General features: G+C 61.6%; 16 protein-coding genes and 1 tRNA gene. 1 reads left to right on the top strand and 16 read right to left on the bottom strand.

Annotation, left to right across the window (positions count from 1 at the left end):
• Positions 1 to 41 precede the first annotated feature (41 nt).
• A tRNA-Met gene (locus tag PQU92_RS13110) sits at positions 42 to 118 on the top strand.
• A gap of 47 nt (positions 119 to 165) precedes the next feature.
• On the opposite strand, the gene PQU92_RS13115 is transcribed toward PQU92_RS13110, so the two are convergent.
• The 16 genes from PQU92_RS13115 to PQU92_RS13190 form a co-directional block, all read right to left on the bottom strand.
• On the bottom strand, positions 166 to 846 hold the full coding sequence (locus PQU92_RS13115; RefSeq protein ID WP_272748684.1) for a response regulator: 681 nt from the start codon (positions 844 to 846) through the stop codon (positions 166 to 168).
• Positions 843 to 3,500, bottom strand: a complete 2,658-nt coding sequence (locus PQU92_RS13120; RefSeq protein WP_272748685.1) for a DUF4118 domain-containing protein — start codon at positions 3,498 to 3,500, stop codon at positions 843 to 845. The genes PQU92_RS13115 and PQU92_RS13120 overlap by 4 nt, the downstream gene beginning before the upstream one ends.
• Positions 3,497 to 4,063, bottom strand: coding sequence for a potassium-transporting ATPase subunit KdpC (gene kdpC / locus PQU92_RS13125; RefSeq protein WP_272748686.1), 567 nt, complete (start codon positions 4,061 to 4,063; stop codon positions 3,497 to 3,499). The genes PQU92_RS13120 and kdpC overlap by 4 nt, the downstream gene beginning before the upstream one ends.
• A 181-nt stretch (positions 4,064 to 4,244) precedes the next feature.
• Positions 4,245 to 6,311, bottom strand: coding sequence for a potassium-transporting ATPase subunit KdpB (gene kdpB, locus PQU92_RS13130; RefSeq protein ID WP_272748687.1), 2,067 nt, complete (start codon positions 6,309 to 6,311; stop codon positions 4,245 to 4,247).
• Between the two features lie 6 nt (positions 6,312 to 6,317).
• Positions 6,318 to 8,039, bottom strand: coding sequence for a potassium-transporting ATPase subunit KdpA (gene kdpA, locus PQU92_RS13135; protein WP_438263825.1), 1,722 nt, complete (start codon positions 8,037 to 8,039; stop codon positions 6,318 to 6,320).
• A 60-nt stretch (positions 8,040 to 8,099) separates the two neighbouring features.
• The gene (locus PQU92_RS13140; RefSeq protein WP_272748688.1) at positions 8,100 to 8,192 is read right to left on the bottom strand and encodes a potassium-transporting ATPase subunit F; all 93 of its coding nucleotides are present in this window, start codon (positions 8,190 to 8,192) and stop codon (positions 8,100 to 8,102) included.
• A gap of 247 nt (positions 8,193 to 8,439) precedes the next feature.
• Positions 8,440 to 8,901, bottom strand: coding sequence for a DoxX family protein (locus tag PQU92_RS13145; protein WP_272748689.1), 462 nt, complete (start codon positions 8,899 to 8,901; stop codon positions 8,440 to 8,442).
• Complete coding sequence (locus PQU92_RS13150) at positions 8,879 to 9,676, bottom strand: HvfC/BufC N-terminal domain-containing protein (protein ID WP_272748690.1); 798 nt, start codon at positions 9,674 to 9,676, stop codon at positions 8,879 to 8,881. The genes PQU92_RS13145 and PQU92_RS13150 overlap by 23 nt, the downstream gene beginning before the upstream one ends.
• Entirely contained in the window at positions 9,669 to 10,514 is an 846-nt protein-coding gene (gene bufB, locus PQU92_RS13155; RefSeq protein ID WP_272748691.1) for an MNIO family bufferin maturase, read from the bottom strand. Before bufB ends, PQU92_RS13150 begins: the two co-directional genes overlap by 8 nt.
• A 21-nt stretch (positions 10,515 to 10,535) precedes the next feature.
• The gene (locus PQU92_RS13160; protein WP_272748692.1) at positions 10,536 to 10,808 is read right to left on the bottom strand and encodes a BufA1 family periplasmic bufferin-type metallophore; all 273 of its coding nucleotides are present in this window, start codon (positions 10,806 to 10,808) and stop codon (positions 10,536 to 10,538) included.
• Positions 10,809 to 10,924: 116 nt separating this feature from the next.
• Positions 10,925 to 11,587: an NrsF family protein gene (locus PQU92_RS13165; protein ID WP_272748693.1), complete on the bottom strand. Its 663-nt coding sequence runs from the start codon at positions 11,585 to 11,587 to the stop codon at positions 10,925 to 10,927.
• Positions 11,580 to 12,092 carry a sigma-70 family RNA polymerase sigma factor gene (locus PQU92_RS13170; protein ID WP_272748694.1) on the bottom strand — a complete coding sequence of 171 codons (513 nt, stop codon included), beginning with the start codon at positions 12,090 to 12,092 and terminating at the stop codon, positions 11,580 to 11,582. Before PQU92_RS13170 ends, PQU92_RS13165 begins: the two co-directional genes overlap by 8 nt.
• 379 nt (positions 12,093 to 12,471) lie before the next feature.
• A complete protein-coding gene (locus PQU92_RS13175; RefSeq protein ID WP_272748695.1) occupies positions 12,472 to 14,553 on the bottom strand; it encodes a S9 family peptidase in 2,082 nt (693 codons plus the stop codon).
• Positions 14,554 to 14,699: 146 nt separating this feature from the next.
• Positions 14,700 to 17,837 carry a TonB-dependent receptor gene (locus PQU92_RS13180; protein ID WP_272748696.1) on the bottom strand — a complete coding sequence of 1,046 codons (3,138 nt, stop codon included), beginning with the start codon at positions 17,835 to 17,837 and terminating at the stop codon, positions 14,700 to 14,702.
• A gap of 235 nt (positions 17,838 to 18,072) precedes the next feature.
• Positions 18,073 to 19,038 (bottom strand): FecR family protein, encoded by a 966-nt coding sequence (locus tag PQU92_RS13185; RefSeq protein WP_272748697.1) that lies wholly within the window; start codon positions 19,036 to 19,038, stop codon positions 18,073 to 18,075.
• A gap of 36 nt (positions 19,039 to 19,074) precedes the next feature.
• A complete protein-coding gene (locus PQU92_RS13190; protein ID WP_368407112.1) occupies positions 19,075 to 19,674 on the bottom strand; it encodes an RNA polymerase sigma factor in 600 nt (199 codons plus the stop codon).
• Between the last annotated feature and the right edge of the window lie 189 nt (positions 19,675 to 19,863).

A 19,863-nucleotide genomic window follows, 5' to 3' on the forward strand; every position in this document is an offset into this window, starting at 1 on the left:
AAAAAAACCGGGCTGCGCTCATACGCCCGTATTCTTGGTGACGCGGGGTGGAGCAGCCCGGTAGCTCGTCAGGCTCATAACCTGAAGGTCGTCAGTTCAAATCTGGCCCCCGCACCCACATTTCTAAATAAATACAACCAAATAAATGCCCTTATATACTATAAGTCAGCTCTTGAAGCCGTAGCCAATACCGGGACGTGTCAGGATAAAGCGCGGGTTCAGCGGGTCGTCGCCCAGCTTTTCGCGCAGGTGTTGGGTGTGGATGCGCAGATAGTGGTTCTGCTCGGTCGTATGACGGCCCCAAACGGTTTTCAGTAGTTGCGCGTGGGTCAGCACCTTGCCGGGGTGTTTGATCAGAGCGGTCAGCAGGCGAAATTCGATCGGGGTCAGGTGGATTTCCTGACCGTCGAGCCAGACCTGAGCGTTGGTCTGGTCGACGGTCAGGCCATCATGTTTGAAGACATCGCTGACCGGGGTTTGCGCGGGGGTGGCGTGACGCAGCGCGACCTTGAGCCGCGCCAGCAGTTCGGCGGGCGAAAAGGGCTTGGTCAGGTAATCGTCGGCGCCGTTTTCCAGCGCCGTCACCTTGTCCGTCTCGTGTTCGCGCGCCGACAGGACGATGATCGGCGTCCGGCTCCAGTCGCGCACGGTACGGATAAAGTCCTGCCCGTCCTTGTCCGGCAGGCCGAGGTCGAGAATGACCAGATCGGGCCGGTTGAGGGTCAGCTTTTGCAGGCCTTCTTTCGCGGTCGCCGCCTCCAGTACGTCGTAGTCCTGCGCGGTGAGGGTGGCCCGCAGGTAACGCCGGATATCGGTTTCGTCTTCGATGATAAGGACGGTCGTCATCTATAATCTACAGGCAGGGTGAAAATGAAACTGGCACCGCCAGATGGATTGTTCTTGGCATAGATCAGGCCGCCGTGGGCTTCGACAATCGCCTTGCAGATGGCGAGGCCTAGACCGGTGCTTTCAGTCTGTCTATCAGAGGTTTGCTGGCCGTAGGTGTAGAACTTTTCGAAGATACGGTCTTCTTCGCCGGGCTTGAGGCCGGGACCGTTATCGCTGATGCGCACGCGCACCCGGTCGGCGTCGGTCTCGAACGTCAGGCTGATCAGGCCGTCGTCTGCCGTATGAGCGATGGCGTTTTCCAGCAGGTTGATCAGCACCTGCTCGATCAGAGCCCCGTCGATGCGGACCATGGGCACTGTGCCGATGGTCTGGGTCTGGAGGCGGCGCTGGCCTTTTTGCGCGTCGATGCGAGCCAGGGCGGCACCGGCGACTTCCTGAATAAGGTAGGGCTCGAAATTCAGCTTCAACTGGCCCGACGTCAGGGCGGCCATGCGCAGGAGGTTGCTGACGAATTTCTGCAAGCGCGTCAGATGGTTCCACAAGGCCGTTAATTCGTCGACCGCCTCACGCGGCAGTTTTTTACGCATTTTCAGCAGTGTGCCGACCGCGCCGTTCATGACGGTCAGCGGCGTCTTGAGGTCGTGCGAAAGCGAAGCCAGCAACACGTTGCGCAGTTTCTCGTTTTCACTCTCGACGCGCGAGGTTTCGGCGATCTGGGTCTGGCGGGCGCGTTGCAGCGCCCCGCCGATCAGGCTGGCCACCGTCTCGAAGACCAGATGTTCGGCCCCGCTGAACTGCCGCGTGCGGTCCTTCGGTGTCAGCGACAAGACTCCGAGGCGGGTGCCCTCCAGCGCGAGGGGCAGGTAAAGGCCCTGCGCGGTGGGCAGGGTGTCGCTGTCGCGGCCGGCGATTTGCCGGTTCTGGGCGACCCATTGCATAGCCCCGAGTTCGCGCGGGTCACCTATGGGCTCACCGGTGATTTGTACGCCATCGTGCCACAGAGCGATGTCCGCGTCGAAGGCCGGTTGTAACTGGCGTTGAGCAACCTGACCGATGGCTTCGGGTGTGCTGACCGAGGACAGGGCGCGCGATACGTCGTAGAGCAGTCGCGTTTCCGCTTCGCTGCGCCGGGCCAGCCGGGCGTGCAGCGACAGACGCGCCGTCAGGGAGCCGACGATCAGCGAGGTCGTCAGCATCACCGCGAAGGTCAGGGCGTAGCTCACATTGTCGAAGGTGAAGCTGTAATAGGGCTGCACGAAGAACCAGTTGAAGGCGCAGACCGACAGGACCGAGGCGAACAGCGACGGACCGATACCGTAGCGCGCTGCCGTGACGACGACACCGGTGATGTACAGCATGATGAAGCTGTCGGGATCGATCACCGCGCGGAACGGTACCCCCAGTGCGGTGGCGACCCCGGTGATGGCCGTGGCGATGAGGTAGTCGCGCGGCGAGGTGGTCAGGCGGAAGCGTGATCCGGTGTCCTTGGCCTCCGTCGGCGTGTCGGCATTGAGCGTGATGATCTCAAGGCCCGCGCCCTGAGCGATCAGCTTCTGTGACAGGGATTGCCCGCCCCACAGGCTGCGCCACCAAGGCTGTGTCGTGTGGCCGAGCACCAGCCGCGTGAAGCCGTTTTGCCGCGCATAGGTCAGGATGGAGGACGCCGCGCGACCGGCGTTGAGCCTGACGACGCGCGCCCCCAGCCGTTCGGCCAGTCGCAGATGGGTTTCTACACGGCGGCGGGCATTGTCGGATAAGGTCTCGTGCCGGTCGGTCTGAAGGTACAGGGCATACCACGGGGCGCGTGACCGGTCGGCCATGCGCTTGGTGTGGCGGATCAGCAGGGCCGACAAGGGATCGGGACCGACCAGCACCAGTATCTTGTCGCCGGTGGCGGCTTCCGACTGGCCCATGGCCGCGCTCAGGGCGTCGTTCTGGGCGTCGACGCGTTCGGCGGCGCGACGCAGTGCGATCTCGCGCAGGCGGCCCAGATTGGCCTTTCTGAAAAAATTGTCGGCAGCGCGAGTGTGTGCCCCGTCCGTGACATAGACCTTGCCTTCGGACAGGCGTTTCAGCAGTTCGTCGGGGGGGATGTCGATCAGGGCGATCTCGTCCGCCGCATCGAAGGCCGCGTCGGGCACAGTTTCCTTGACCCAGACGCCGGTCAGGCGCGCCACGACGTCGTTGAGGCTCTCCAGATGCTGCACATTAAGCGTGGTACAGACGTCGATGCCGTTGTCGAGCAGTTCCTCGACGTCCTGCCAGCGTTTGGGGTGGCGCGAACCGGGCGCATTTGTGTGGGCATATTCGTCCATCAGAATGAGCGCGGGCTTGCGGCTCAGCGCCGCATCGAGGTCGAATTCGGACAGATGGACATGGCGATGGACGACCTCGCGGCGGGGCATTATCGGCAGACCCTCGATCAGGGCCTGAGTCTCGGCGCGGCCATGATGCTCGACCACCCCGATCAGGACGTCGTGGCCGTCACTGTGTAAACGGCGGGCTTCGGACAGCATGGCGTAGGTCTTGCCCACTCCGGCATTGGCACCGAAGAAGATTTTCAGACGCCCGCGCCGGCGCGCACTGTCGCCCCCGTCGTTACCGACGAGGGCGAGCAGTTTATCGGGGTCGGGTCGGGTATCGGGGGTCACTTAAACTTGCCGTCGAGTCTGAGATTGACCTCTAACACATTGACGCGCGCTTCGCCGAGGATTCCGAATGTCCGGTCTTCGGTCGAGGCGGCAATGGCCGCGCGGATGCGGTCTTCGGGCAGGTTACGCGCGGCGGCGATGCGCGGCACCTGAATGGCGGCGGCGGCGGGGCTGATGTGCGGGTCGAGGCCGGAGCCTGAGGCGGTCATCAGATTGACCGGCACGGGGCCGGACACGTTCAACGCGTCTAGGCGGGCTTTCGATGCGTCTAGCAGGGCCGGATTATTGACGCCAAGGTTCGAACCCGACGAAGCACCGGCATTGTACGGCGCGGGGCCGGTGGCCGACAGGCGGCCCCACAGATATTGTGGTTGGGTAAAGTTCTGCCCGATCAGGCGCGAGCCGATGACGGTGTCGCCGTGCCTGATCAGCGAGCCCGCCGATTGGTTGGGAAATAATGCGCCGACCAGAGCGGTCGAGGCGAGGGGATAGGCTCCACCCAGGAGGAGCGTGAACAGGCCCAGCGATATGACGGCGGGGCGGATTTGGGAATCGAGTGACATGGTGTGAGTCCTTTGATCGAAGAACCCCCACCACCACCTCTCGCTGACCTTCGGTCATCTCGTGCGGTCCCCCTCCCCAGCAAGCTGGGGAGGTATAAAGGGGGCGTTTCTTATACCTCCCTGCCTTTGGCGGGGAGGGGGGCCGCGCCTGAAAGGCGTGGTGGTGGGGTGTCTTGCTTTCTTAATTTAGCCCCGCCGCCGTCAGGCCGAGGTCGATGAGCTTGATGCCGATGAACGGGGTGATGATACCGCCGACGCCATAGATGAACGCATGACGCGTCAGCATGTTCGATGCCGATTCCGCCCGGTACTTGACGCCTTTCAGCGCCAGCGGAATGAGAGCCACGATGATGATGGCGTTGAAGATGACCGCCGACAGGATGGCGCTTTGCGGCGACGACAGGCCCATGACATTGAGCAGACCGAGCGCCGGATAGGTGGTCGCAAAGGCCGCCGGGATGATGGCGAAATACTTGGCGAGGTCATTGGCGATGGAAAACGTCGTCAGCGCCCCGCGCGTCATCAGAAGCTGTTTGCCGATCTCGACGATCTCGATCAGCTTGGTCGGATCACTATCGAGATCGACCATGTTCCCGGCTTCCTTGGCCGCCTGCGTGCCGGAGTTCATCGCCACGGCCACGTCGGATTGCGCCAGAGCCGGGGCGTCGTTGGTGCCGTCGCCGACCATGGCGACCATCTCGCCGCCTTCCTGCATTTTACGGATGTATTTGAGCTTGGCTTCGGGGGTCGCCTCGGCCATGAAGTCGTCGACCCCGGCTTCAGAGGCGATGGCGGCAGCGGTCAGCGGGTTGTCGCCGGTGATCATGATCGACTTGATGCCCATCTTGCGCAGCTCGGCCAGACGCGCCTTGATGTCGGGTTTCACGATGTCTTTCAGGTAGATGACGCCCAGAACCTTTGGCCCTTCGGCAACGATCAGCGGTGTGCCGCCTTTCTTCGCGATCTCCTCGACGGCAGCGGTGACTTCGGCGGGCATAGAGCCGCCTTTGCGCGAGACCAGTTTGCTGATCGCATCGCCCGCGCCCTTGAAGATATGGCGCTCGTTGATGACGATGCCCGACACGCGCTGTTCGGCGGAGAAGGGGATGAACTCGGCGGTGACATCGGCGGCGGTGCGTTCTGGCAAACCGAACTGACCGCGCGCCAGAGCGACGATCGAGCGGCCTTCCGGGGTTTCGTCGGCCAGCGACGACAGCTCGGCGGCTTCGGCCAGCTGCTGGACCGAGACCTGATTGGAGGGGATGAATTCCACCGCCTGACGGTTACCGAAGGTGATGGTGCCCGTCTTGTCGAGCAGCAGGACATTGACGTCGCCCGCGGCTTCGACCGCACGGCCCGAGGTGGCAATGACATTGGCCTTGATCAGGCGCTGCATCCCCGAAATCCCGATGGCCGACAAAAGCCCGCCGATGGTTGTGGGGATCAGGCAGACCAACAGGGCGATCAGAACCGTGATCGACACCACCACGCCCGAACCGGCGCGCTCGACGCTGAACAACGAGAAGGGCAGGAGGGTGGCGCAGGCCATCAGGAAGATCAGCGTCAGGGCCGCGAGCAGGATCGACAGGGCGATTTCGTTCGGGGTCTTCTGGCGCTTGGCCGATTCGACCAGGCCGATCATCTTGTCGAGGAAGCTCTCGCCCGGATCGGCGGTGACGCGCACGATCAGCCAGTCGCTGAGGACACGCGTCCCGCCGGTCACCGCGTCGCGGTCGCCGCCGGATTCGCGGATGACGGGAGCGGATTCGCCGGTGATGGCGCTTTCATCGACCGAGGCAATGCCTTCGATGACCTGACCGTCGGCGGGGACGACGTCGCCCGCTTCGATGATGACCATGTCGCCCTTGCGCAGGGTATTGGCCGCGACGACGGTCTGTGTCTTCGACTTGTCCAGCTTTTTGGCCGACACGTCGCGGCGGGCTTTTTTTAGGCTGTCGGCCTGCGCCTTGCCGCGCCCTTCGGCGAGGGCTTCGGCGAAGTTGGCGAACAGGACGGTGAACCACAGCCAAAAGCAGATCAGGCCGACGAACCATGCGGGCTGGCCACCGCCAATGACATGGTCCGGCTGGGCGAACATGATGGCCAGTACGAGGGTGGTGACCACCGATCCGACCCAGACGAGGAACATGACGGGGTTGCGGATCTGATAGCGCGGATCGAGGCGCATAAAGGCCTGAAGCACGGCCGACATGATATCGGTCTTATGGGTTTGCGTAGGGGTGGACATGGCCGTTTAGCCTTTGATCATGAGAATGTGTTCGACCACGGGGCCCAGCGCCAGTGCTGGGGCATAGGTCAGGACGCCGACCAGCACGATGACGCCGATCAGGATGCCGATGAACAGCGGTGTATGGGTGGGCAGGGTGCCTGCGGAGACCGGTACGGTTTTCTTGGCGGCCAGCGATCCGGCAATCGCCAGAACCGGCAGAAGGACGAAGAACCGTCCGAACAGCATGCACACCCCCAGCAGCGTATTGTAGAAGGGCGTGTTCGCACTCAGGCCCGCAAAGGCCGAACCGTTATTATTGCAGGCCGAGGTAACCGCATAGAGGACTTCGGAGAAGCCCTGCGCGCCGGGATTATAGATGCCCGCCTGTCCCCACGGGGTCAGCAGCGCGACGGCGGTGGCGATCAGCACGAAGGCGCAAGGCAGCAGCACGGCGATCGAGGCCATCTTGATCTCATAGGCACCGATCTTCTTGCCCAGATATTCCGGCGTGCGCCCGACCATCAGCCCGGCGATGAAGACAGTCAAGACGACGAAGACCAGCATGCCGTAAAGGCCTGAGCCTGCGCCGCCATAGATGACTTCGCCGAACTTCATCAGCAGCATCGGAACCATGCCACCCAGCGGCGTGAACGAGTCGTGCATAGCATTGACCGAACCGTTCGAGGCGGCGGTCGTCGCCGCGGCCCAGATGGCGGAATTGGTGATGCCGAAACGCGTTTCTTTACCTTCCATGTTGGCGGCGGTATCGGCTCCGGTGGCGACCAGATGCGGGTTACCCGACTGCTCAAAGCCGATGGCGGCCACGGTGAACGGCACGAAGACCAGCGTCATGGCGGCGAAGATGGCCACACCCTGCTTCCGGTCGCCGACCATGCGACCGAAGGTGAAGCACAGGGCCGCCGGAATGATCAGGATCGACAGCATTTCGATGAAGTTGCTGAGGGGCGTCGGATTTTCGAACGGATGCGCCGAGTTGGTGTTGAAGAAGCCGCCACCATTGGTGCCGAGCATCTTGATCGCTTCCTGCGACGCGACCGGCCCCAGAGCGATGACCTGATCCGTACCTTCCAGCGTCTTGGCCGTGGCATAGGCGTCGAAGGTCTGGATCACGCCCTGAGACGCCAGCGCCACCGTGACGATAAGGGCCAGCGGCAGCAGGATATTGAGATTAACCCGGATCATGTCGGCCCAGAAATTGCCGACCTTGTCCGTCGCCATATTATCTCTTTGGCGCGACAGCCCGCGGATCAGGGCGGCGAGGACGGCGATGCCGACGGCAGCGGAGACGAAATTCTGCACCGTCAGCCCGACCATCTGGCTGAAATAGCTCATCGTCGTTTCACCGGCGTAGGATTGCCAGTTGGTATTGGTGACGAAGCTGACCGCCGTATTGAAGGCGAGGTCTGGCGTCAGATTGGCCATGCCCTGCGGGTTGAGAGGGCCCCAAGCCTGCGTCATCAGCAGGACGAAGAGCAGGAGAAAACCGGCCAGCGAGAATGAAATCACCCCCAGCGCATAGCCTTTCCAGTTGCTCTCCTCATCGGGCCTGACGCCGCACAGGGCGAACATCAGCCGCTCGATCGGACCAAGCACCGGGGACAGGAAATGGCGCTCGCCCGAAAGGACGCGCGCCATGAACGCGCCCAGCGGCACCGCCAGAGCCGTGAGCGCGCACATATAGAGGCCAAGCTGCAACCAGCTATTGACCGTGATACCGAACATCATGTCGGTTCTCCGAAGATTATGTTATTTGGAAACGAAGTTCGGCGCAGCCAATGCGCTCTGTTAAGGAAACAGTTCCGGCTTGATCAGGGCGATGATCAGATAGGCCGTAAGGGCGATGACCACGCCACCGGCGATAAGGTAGAGCGCCGTCATGAGCCGCTCTCGCGCAGACGGTCGGCAAGACCGACAAAGGCGATGCACAGGGCAAAGAATGCCGCACCGCTAAGGATGTAAAGGATAAACACAGAGCCCCTCCGGGATTCAGGAACGAGGCCCGCCAGATATAACAGGGCGCATATAGCTGGCGTATAATTGAGGTGCGAGCATGTATAGATCGCGTATAGAGGCTGAAATTTTGCCTCTTCCCGTTCAAAGACAAGTGGTCGATTCAGGGCCGATATCACGTGATGCCGAATTTTCGATCAAGGCTCCAGTTTCCGCCACCACGGGCGATCAGCAGCCCTAACAAGGCGGCCCAGCTCAGATGAGTCGGCCAAGCGTCGGGATAGACGAAGATTTCGATGACCGCGGTCATGCCGAGAAAGGCCAGCGCCGAAAACCGGGTGAATAGTCCAAGCACCAGCAGAATTGAAAACGCGTGTTCGGCGTAGGTCGCCAGATGCGCCGCGATGTCCGGCGGGATCAGAGGCAGACGATAGTCGTCTTGGAACAGGGCATAGGTGCCGTCGGTAATATGCAGAACGCCATCGACCTTACTTCGTCCGGACAGGAAAAATATGCTGGCGACGGCGACCCGGCTGGTCAGAAGGATGACATTGTCCGGGATACGACGCTGAAACACGAGGCCCAAAGCATTGATAAGGGCCAGAGCGGCAGGCTTAGACGAAGCGGGCGCGGTCATTGTGCGTGTCCTCAAGGGGAATGAGTGTGGTAAAGACATTGAGCGAGATCAGGTCGGCAAAGCATGCAGACAGGTCCCCGGTCGGGTTGCAGGTCCGGGCCGATGCCGCCGCCTGCGCGAGGCTGTCGCCGCGGTGGCAGGCGTCAAGGAAGGCCGACGCCGCCGGACAGAGAACCCTGGACCTGACCGCGTCGAAAGGTCTCCAGATCAGGATCGACTGCGGCGCATCGCCCAGTTCCAGCACATCGGCGGGGGCCTGAAAGCGCAAAGCCTGCCAGAGGTCCGGCAGGGACGTAGCGAAACGGGCCAGGCGCACCGAAGGCATGAGTGACAGCCGGACCTCATCGAAGCGTTCCGCCGACAGGGCCATTAGGGTTTGCGGATCGAATGCAGGGGCATCTGCCGCCAGATGCGCTTCGGTCCACATCCGGTCAAGCCGCGCCAGACCGGGAAGAAACGGCATCGACGACGCGGGTGCAAAACCACCCAGCCAGTCCGCAAAGGCCGCTCCGTAATCGACAAGCACGCCTGACACGGGCGGGATATCTCGGGCGAACACCTGCGCGGCTTCGCGCAGCCAATCCGCACCGACGATGGTCTCGACGGAGGGGTATGAGGCGATGAGGGCGTCCGACAGCCCCTTGGCCACGGTATTGCGATAGACGCTCAGGCCTTCCAGACCCCGCGTGCGGTCGGGCCACCACGGCAACAAGGCGTTGTCATGACCGGACAAGGCTTCCGCAAAGGCGTCAAGAAAGAGATCCGGTTCAGGCATGGGCCGGATCCTGTACATATTCATCGACCAGACGCTGGTGGGCGCGGTCGCGCTCCATCATCAGAACGTCGTAGGCGGGAATATGGTCGTCGCGCTCGATCAGGGTGGGGCGAGGGCCTATGCGACGGATCAGCCGGTCATAGAGGTTCCATACGCTGTCCGACACGGGCGCGGCGTGGGTGTCGATCAGCAATCCGCTGCGACCGGGATCGACGTCGTGTCCGGCGAGATGGATTTCGCCGATGGCTTCCGCCGGTAATCTATCGAGGTACTGCGTTGCGTCGTACTCCAAATTATGGCCGCTGATGTGGACATTATTGACGTCGACCAGAAGACCGCAGCCGGTTTTTCGAACAAGGGCGATCAGGAACTCGACTTCGTACATCTGATGCCCGGACAAAGGCATGTAGAGCGAGGGATTTTCGATCAGCAAACGAACCTTCAGGACGGACTGGGCCTGATCGATATTACGGGCGATGCGGTCGAGGGCGGCTCTGGTTCTGGGGAACGGCAAAAGATCGGGGGCATAGGCGCCCCGCCGTTTCGACCAGGCCAGATGCTCGGACACCACAAACGGCTGGAAGCGGTCGATCAGTCGTTTCAGGGCCGCGAGGTGTCCTGCATCGGGGCCTTCATCGGCGGCCAGCGACATGCCGACACCGTGCAGAGACAGGGGATGACGGGCGCGTATGCGTTCCAGCCAGGCCAGACGCGGCCCGCCATCCACCATGTAGTTTTCCGGATGCACCTCGAACCACAGCCCGTCCCGCCGGTCGTCGGCAGCGTCGGCATAATGCTCGGGTTTCAGGCCGATACCGGCGGTCGGGTGAGGGGGCATGGTGCACCTCCGGTCCGCGACTTAAGCCTTGGGCATCAGCGAGCCCATGCCCTTCGGAGTCTTGATCGTGACGCAGGTGCCCTTGGCGACGGACTTGAAGGCCTTGCCGTCGTAATCGACCTTGGACGTGCCGGCGCAGGTGGTCCCGGCCCCCGCCTTGCAGTCGTTCTGGCCAGCCTTGGCGATGCCGTAGCACTTTTCGGTTTCCATCGGCTTCTTGTCGGCGGCGATGGCCGCGCCCGACACGAGCGCCAGAACGGCAGCGGCAGCGATGCCAGTCTTCAGATGGGTCATTATCGATCTCCTTGCAGCGGTTAAATGGTCTCGCCCCTCGGGCGGCCATGTTGAGGATTACGCCGCAGGCCCGCTGTGGGTTACATCGCTGGAGAAAGATTTTTTGAGGGGTGTCGTTACCAGCTCAGGAGACGGCGCCCGGCAAGCGTGCTGACTCCGGTGAAGAGAGCTACGGCCAGACCATAGATCAGGACGATATAGACCGGAGCGTCCATATTGCAGTGAAGCGCATAGGCCGATGCCATCAGCGAGGCGCACATCAGAGCGCTTATGGCGGCCAGAGCCGTAGGATAGGTCGTTGCCGCCCGGCGCAGCCAGAAGCGCCACAACACCGCCAAACCCGCCAGACCGCCGCACAGTATGGTCGAAAAGCAAGAGACCACGCCACCATTCAGCTGCTGAGCCGAGACCTGCCAGCCGTCGCGCGCCAGTTCGAGCGTCATGTTGAACAGGGTCAGGCTCAGAGCGGCGGCGACCGGGAGCCAATAGGCGAGCTTCATTTCCCCCTGAGGGCGCGACAGTCGGGTGACGGTCCAAAGCGAGGTCAGGCCCAGCAAGAGAAACAACAGCGGCTTGCCTATGGGTGTAAAGGCGTCCGGCCATTGGCCGCCCCATAGCCCTTTGAGTTCGGGCCGGATGCCGAAGACAACGGACACATAGAGGATCGCTAGCACCAGACCGAACATGGTCCCCAGCCACAGGCGCGAATCCACCAGCGGTCGCGTCGGCGTCAACCCGGATGCAAGCGAATCGATCAGGTCGTCGTGCGGATCACTCATCGGCCACTCCGCTGTTTTTGACACCGACCAGTGCCTGCAATTTCTTCAGCCCGCGATGGATGGAGACCTTCACGGCGGACGGGTTCTTTCCGGTGCTGGTCGCAATTTCGTCGGTCGTCAGCCCCTCGATCCTTTGCAGCGATATGAAGCGGGCCTGCTCGGCGGGCAACTGAGCGAGCAGTACGGTGACATCGCGATGGGCCAGTTCCGTCGACAGACCATCGGCCAGACCCAGATCCTCGGTCAGTTCGATATGCACGCGTCGTCCGGCCTTGCGCACATAGTCGATCAGCTTGTGGCGGGCGACCGCCGCGATCCACGGCATGAAGGCCGCCTGCGGATCGTAGGTGTGACGCTTTTCGTGTAAACTCAACAAAGTCATTTGTACCAGATCTTCGACATCGCCCCCTCTCAGGCGGCGCTTGAAATAGGACAACAGCCAGGGACGTAAAGACAGGAGCAGCGCGCGATACGCCCGCGCGTCCCCGCCTTGTGCGTCACGCATCAGGGATCGCCATTCCTCTGCACTATACGTTGACATGACAGAAAAGGTTACACCGGAGTCCAGTTGGCGCGCCGTTGCGCGTGTCCTATCCATAGACCGGCACATCGGGGTTATGCAAACGATCCCTGCCAGACATAAAGATTAAGAGCAAATGTCCGTTTTCAGACGGTGACGCTTGTACGATTCAGAATGACCGCTTTGGGCGCTTAAGGCACGCCAAAAAGCTAAAAAGAGGGGCTCTGTTAACATGCCTTTTTCATTGGTGGCAGGCAGGTCAAAAATGGTGTCAGTTTCGGGCATGCCCTCTTGGATTCGACTCCATGTCTCCAATAGGCTCCAGGGTGGAGATGCGTTGCGTGACCAGCGGTCGTGAGACCGTTCAAAGGGTGTCGAGGTCATCCGCTTTTACGTCAGGCGCCTTATCCCACATATAGGTCTCGCCGGTCAGGTGTTTGAGGAACCAGTCCATGTGCTTGTTGACCTGAAACAGGCGGTGGCGCAGTTCGGCGAAGTTATGCGGTTCGCGCGGCGCGAGGTAAAGTTCTGTCTCCACCCCCAGCATCTTGAGCGAACGATAGAGCATGATCGACTGCTGGGTCGGGACGCGGTCGTCCTCGGCCCCGGCCATGATCAGGGTCGGCGTCGTCACCTTGTCGAGGCGCGACAGAGCCGAATATTCCTCATAGAGGTCGCGCCGCGCCGTCGTGCCGTAGGGCGGGGTGATGAACCATTCCTGCCGCTGCCAGCGCGTGTCGGACGTCAGGTACATCGACGTCCAGTCCACCGTGCCCGCGCCGGACGCCGCCGCCTTGAAGCGGTTGGTCGTGGTGATCAGGCGGTTCGTCATGTGCCCGCCCGCGCTCCAGCCCATCGTCCCCAGACGTTCCGGATCGGCCAGACCGCGCTTGATCAGCTCGTCGACGCCTGACAGGACATCCTTATCGGCATATTTGAAATAGCCGCCGTTCATCCCTTGCAGAAAGGTGTCGCCATAGGCCGTCCCGCCGCGATAATTGACGCTCAGGGTCATGATGCCGTGCGCCGCCAGCAGCGGATTGAGGCGGCCATAGCTGAAGATATTGAACTGATCGACGCTGCGCGGGCCGCCGTGACTCTGGACGATTAGGGGATAGGCCTTGCCCGCCACATAATCGAGCGGATAGGTGATCAGGCCCTCAAGCTTTTGTCCGTCCGGCGCGGTCCATTGCACGGCCTCCTGTTTCGGCAGGCGGAAGCGTTGGGCCAAATTGTCGTTCAGATGCGAAACCTGAACCGGCTTTTTCGCCGGATCGAGCGCGTAGAGTTCGGCGGGTTGCATGGCCGAGGACTGGATATAGGCCAGACGGCCGCTACCGGACGCAACGTCGAAATCCGACACCACACTGTCGCCGGTGATCAGAATCGTCCACGCACCGCCGGTGACCGGGACGCGGTTCAGCGTGGACCGCACACCTTCGTTGGCGGTGAAAAAGACGCTCTTGCCATCGGGCGCAAAAGCGGCGCTTTCGATTTCCCATCCTGGCTCTTCGGCGGGCGCATTCGTTGTGCGGGTGCCGAGTTCTGTGATGGCCTTAGAGGTCGCGTCGAGCACGAACAGGTTGGTGTTGACCGTGCCATAACGCCCGTCCTTCGCATTGGCCAGAAACAGGATCGTCTTGCCGTCCGGCGCGATCTTCACGCCACTCTCACCATAATTATTGTCGGTCAGTCGGTGGTCCGCGCCCTTGCCGGTGTGCAGCCAGATTTCGCCGAACTGTCCGTCATCGAGCAGCCGCGACGGCGCGCGGACATAGGCGACGGTCTCGCCATTAGCTGCGACATCATAGGACTTCACATCGAAATCGCCCGACACAAGGGTATGCAATTTCCCCGTGACGGCATCGGCGCGGCGCAGCGTATTGCGCCCGCGCGGCTCTTCGAAGGCGAACATGTCGTCCTTGTCGGCGATACGTTTCTTGTCGGTCTTGGAGTCAGGCGTCTGAGCGGTGAAATAGATAAAACGCCCGTCGTCGGACCATTTGAGATTGCCGACATTTTTTGCGCTATCGGTCAGGCGCTTGGCTTCGCCGCCGTCGAGCGACATGACGTAGATCTGCGAGGCCTTATCCTCGCCGCGTTTGGCGACGAAGGCGAAATGGCGGCTGTCCGGCGACCACGTCAGGTCCGAACCGCCGTCCTCTACCATAAGGCGCGGCTCTGTACCGTCCGCTTTGGCGCGCCACAGCGACAGGGTGACCTTGTTCTTTTTCCAGTCCGCCGTGCTGACGCGGTACAGAACGGTTTGTCCGTCCGGCGATATCTTCGGATCGGAGGCTCGTTGCAGGCTGAGGAGATCGACCGCGGTCATCATACGTGCTTGGGCGCGCGGCAGTTCGGCGGTAGCGGCTGCGGGGTCAGGCGTGGCGATGGCAAGGGCGGGCAGGCTGACGGACAGGAGCAGGACAAGGCAAAGCGAACGCATAAGAGTTCCTTAGGTAGCATAACGATGTTCAGTGATGTTTGACGCACATCCGAATCCAAAAACCGCCTGAAAGCATCTTGGACACTTTTTGGGATGCGCTTGAGAAAAAAGCCCCCGCCGGTCGAGCGGGGGCTTAACTAGGTGGTTTAGAAATCAACCTGGAAGCCGATGCTGAACGACCGTCCCGTCACGCCGTAGATCGACGAATAGTTGAAGTCGTTGCCCGAATCCGTGCCGGACGGCAGGTAGGGGCCGTATTCGTCGAACACGTTGCGCATCGAACCAAAAACCTTCAGCGCCTTGTTGGTGTTCGGCTTGTAGCTGAAGCTGAGGTCGTGACGCGTATAGGCGCCGAGATAGAGGTACAGCGGGTTGACCGTACCGGCGGCCTTGACGGCGGCCAGACGCTCGTTGGAGTCCACGACCTCGCCGATATAGTTGGCCGTCCACTTCAGTTGCAGGCCTTTGTTGTTCCAGGCCAGGCTGCCCTGAGCCTGATGCTCGGCACCGCCGACTTCGCCAACCCAGTCGTCAACCTCAAGACCGTTCAGGCCCTGATAGCTTTCTTCCAGTTCGAGGCGGCGGTTGTAGTTCACACGCACGTCGAAGCGGCCCGGCACGTGCCACTGATCGAGGTCGAAGCGGTAGGCCACGGCCACATCGACGCCACGGGCGCGCATCTCGTCAAGGTTATCGACCTTATTGACGATGCGGGTCAACTGGCCTTCGGAATCGCGCGACACGAAGCCGCAGAAGCGGTTGTTTGTACCCGACGCGTCCGCATAGCACGAACCGAGGATGGTCGAGGTTTGCAGCGAGGCGATCACGCCCTCGACCTTGATATCGTAATAGTCGATGCTGGCCTGGAAACGCGGCAGGAAGGACGGGCTGAACACGACACCGGCGGTGATCGTGTCGGCAGTTTCTTCCTTGACGTCCAGATTGCCGCTGTTCGGCGTATTGATGCTGCTCGAATCCTGCGTGAAAACGCCGTTGGCGGCGATTTCAGCGGCGATCCCGGCATTGCTGCGGCAGTTCTGAGCCACGGTGCCGGTCGTCGTGGCGGTGACGCCCGAACACGGATCGACGACCGTTTCGTAGTCGTCGCGCGGCGGCGAGTACAGCTCCGTGATATTCGGCGCGCGCTGGGCGCGGGCGAACGTCGTGCGGAAATTCAGGCCCTTGACCGGCGCCCACTGCAGACCCGCACGATAGCTGAGGGTGTTGTCCACGCCGCTCAGGTCGTATTTGGCGGCGCGCACGGCGGCATCGACATTCAGGCGGTAGGCGAACGGCGCGTCGCGCAGTAGCGGCACGGCGATTTCGGCATAGACTTCGCTGGCCTTCACTTCGCCCTCATAGCGGGGGATGTAAGCGTAGCTGGTCACACCGCGTTCGGTCTGGTCGTCGGTCTGGGTCTTGGTCGAGTCGCGGCGCACTTCGAAGCCAAAAGCGGTTTCCACCGGACCGGCGGGCAGTTCGAACAGGGTGCCGGTCAGGTTTCCGGTGATCGATTCCTGTTCGTTTTCCGAATGATACCAGGCATTGGCGCGGATATAGTTGGCCGCCGCCACGCTGATCGAGCCGACGCCGAACGGATTGACCGGCACGCAGCCATTGGCGCGGGCGGTCGTATCGAGGCAAACGATCTGCCCGTTTACCGTCGTCGCCTTCATGGCGTAGGACAGATTCTCGTAGTTCAGGCCGTTCGAGCGGTACTGATCCTGCTCGAACTTGCCGAACGAATAGCCGAGGTCCCAGTCCCAGTTGCCGCCGAAGGTCTTGCCTTCAAGACTGAACATGCCGCGCAGGGTTTCACGCGTGTTGTTGATCGTCATAACACCGACTTCACCGAAGCGGCGATACCAGTAAAGACCGGCGGTCGGTGTCGCCGTCTGGAGCGTCGGATAGAGCGCCAGATAGGGGTTGGCCTTGTTCATGCGGCCGACAGTGTATTCGTCGTTGACGCCGTAGGTGGTGTTGTAATAGGCGCTGGGGGTATAGCGCGTCCCGGCGGTGTCGATCGTCGAATAGAGTACCTGACCCTTGAGGATCAGGTCGTTACCGAAATCGTAAGTCGCCTTGACCGCGAAGTTGTCGCTGGTGCGCGGCGCAATTAGCGTGCCTTCAGGGCGCAGATCGACGCCGTTGGTGGCGGTGACGAAGCCGGTCTTGTAGGCCGTGCCGCTCGTCTCGTCGAAATAGTATTTCGTCGCGGTCGAGCTGGTCGAGGTCTGGAAGCGGCCACCGAAAGTGTAGCTGGAGACGTCGGGTCCGGTCAGCAGGTTGGTCGTCTGCGAATAGACCGAATTGACCAGTGCCCAGTCGCGGTCGGAGGCGCGCAGGATTTCCTGCTCTTCGTGGTTGGCGCCGATCATCAGTTGCAGGCGCTTGTCGAGGAACGAGGTGCCGGCGAGGAAGGCAACTTCGCTCGACCCACCGCCGCCGTCCTGCGTCAGGCCCTTGACCGCGCGGACGCGGATGCCGTCGAAGCGGGAGATCGTCTTGATATTGACGACGCCGGCGATAGCATCGGAGCCGTAGACCGCCGAGGCGCCGCCGGTCGTCACTTCGATCTTATCGACGAAGGCCGCAGGGATGGTCGACAGCGACACGGTGTTGCTGTTGCCGACGTTCGACACTGTGCGGTGGCCGTCGATCAGGGTCAGGGTACGGTTCGAGCCCATGCCGCGCAGCGAGATGGTCGAGATACCGTTGGTCTGGGTCGAGGACTGACCATTGGTGAGGCTGGCCGACTGATCGATGCCCGGAATGTCGGTCAGGGCCTCGGCGATATCCATATAGCCTTCTTCGGCCAGAATGGCGTTGTCGATCTCGACCAGCGGGATGGGGCTGTCGAAGGTCGGACGGCGGAGGCGCGACCCGGTGACCACGACCTCCTGCACGTCCTCACTGGACTGGGGGCGGGCGTCTGACGCCTCCGCAACAGGCTTTTCGCGCAGGGTGATGGTGGTGTCGGTGACCTTGGCGATCTCGAAATTGGTGCCGGAGAGAAGTCGGCTCAGGGCCTCATCGCGGGTATAGCTGCCCTTGAGCGGCGCGGCCTTGATTCGGGCGGCGGCGTCATAGGGAAAAAGCAGCTGAACATGGGCCTGACGGGCGAAGTCGTTCAGCGCCTTGGCGGCGTTCTGGGCCGGAATATTGAAGGCTATAACGGGATTCGGCGCTTCGGCGGCGGACGCTGCCATACCGACGGTCATCAGGCTCAGGCCCAAAGCGAGCGCGGCCACAGAGCCTCCGCGCTTGAGTGTGTGTTTCAGCATATATATCCCCAAGGTGCAGCGCGCATACGGGTGCGCGATTTTGAGCGCATTCCGAAAAGTGTGCAGCGGTTTTTGGCTCCGCCGAACGATGTTTCGGATTAAATGCGCGATTCTAACATGTAACTACCGCGCACAGCCGCAGTGTCATGGTAAAGACATATTAGCCGCCGCAAACCGCTAGTGCTGCGCTGCAAAAAATTCATATTTCTGTTAAGTGGCTCTATAGACGAGATATTTATTTCGTCAGGATAATGGCGCCATTCGGTTCGCGCACGGCGTGGATGCCAAAACCGGCATTCAGGGCCGACAAAAAGTCGTCAGGATTGCGTGTATCGAACCGCCCGCCCAGCCGCAGGCTCTCCAGTTGCGGATCGGCGATCAGGATGTGGTTTTTCAGATAGCGGTTATATTCATCCACCGCCGTGCCGAGGGTCTGCCCGTCGAGGATCAGTTCGCCCTTGCGCCAGGCGGCGGTGAATTCGACGTCGCCTTCATTGACCGGGCGAACGCGTATGGCCGTGCCGGTCGCCATGATCGCGTGTCCGGCCTTGACCGTGAGGGGCTGACCGACGGTCCCCGTCGGGCCGGTCTCGACGACCGGTGTGCGGTCGGGGATGATCACGCAGTCGCCGTCCATGACCATCAGATCGAGCGTTTCACCGCGCAGACGGGCATTCAGTGTGCCGCTGACCAGGGTCAGGCGGCCCTTGCCACCGGTTATCCGGCACGGCGGGGCTCCGGCCAGCACGGTGATCGCCATTTCTCCGCGTTCCAGCCACACCTGACGCTCGTCGCCGGTTATCCACGACACAGTCGACAGGGTATTGATATCGAGGTTCAGGCCGTAACCGGGGCTGAGGCGTTTATGGTCGCCGATATCGGTGCGCACCCGGGCGCGCGCCAGAGAGGGCAGGAACACCGCACCGGCCAAACCGGCAGCCGCCAGTCCGCCGCCGGTCATGAGAACGCGTCGGCGCGAGGGCAGGGGCGCGGACACCGGACGGCGGGCGGGATGGGCCTTTTTGGCGCGATCGATCTGATGCAGAACGCCGGACAAGCGGGCAAAGGCGGCGGCATGACGCGGATCGGCGGCGCGCCAGGCCTCGAAGGCGTCACGGTCGGCGCTGCCGGAATCAAGCTGCGCCTGCCACAGGGCGGCGGTCTCCATAAGCGTTTGCCGCGATGTGTCGCCGGATGTCACGCCCAGATCCCTTGTGTCATTGGCCCTGTCTAATTCTTAGCGCCTTAATAGTCGCGATTGCCAGGCTTGGAAAGATGTCATTCGCGCAGGACGCGTGGTTTTCAACGGAACCGTCACCTCGGGTTCGGCATCGAGCAGGTCCGCCAGAAGCACCAACCCGCGCGCCAGATGCTTTTCGACGGTCGACAAACTGAGATTCAGGCGGCGGGCGACCTCGCGTGGGGGCAGGTCCTCGATGCGGCGCATGACCACGACCTTGCGGCATTGAGGCGGCAGTTGCTCGACGGCGGCCAGCACTCGCCCCAGTTCTTCGCGGTCGGAAAAGGTGTCGAAGGCATCGGGCGAAATATCGACCTGCGTAATGGCGTCAGCGTCGGCAAGCTGTTGCATTGAGACCACGCGCGCGCGCCGAATGCTGTTGAGGCCGAGATTATAGATCGTGCGCATCACATAGGCGCGCGGATTGTCGATCTGACGCCATTTTTCCTGCGACAAAACCTGAGCATAGGCATCATGGACAAGGTCGCGGGCATTGTCGATCGTGCCGGTCAGGCGCATCGCCAGTGCTGTATATTGGCTTTCATAGGGAGAAATTTCCGCACAAAACCAACGATCTATGTCACGCAACCAGGTCAATTACTGATATCCCCAGCGCGAAGTCGCCGCGCCCTGAAGATATTTGAGGACGGATTCCGAGCTTCGTCAACAGGCTTGCAGGTGTTTTGAATGTCCGCATTGGGATAGGAAGCGTGTTCAATCCAAAATGTCCGCAATGGGCGCGGTAAAGATCAACTCGTGACGACCTTGCGCATGTCCTCTACCTAA

The sequence above is a fragment of the Asticcacaulis aquaticus genome (assembly GCF_028550415.1).
Taxonomy (GTDB): domain Bacteria; phylum Pseudomonadota; class Alphaproteobacteria; order Caulobacterales; family Caulobacteraceae; genus Asticcacaulis; species Asticcacaulis aquaticus.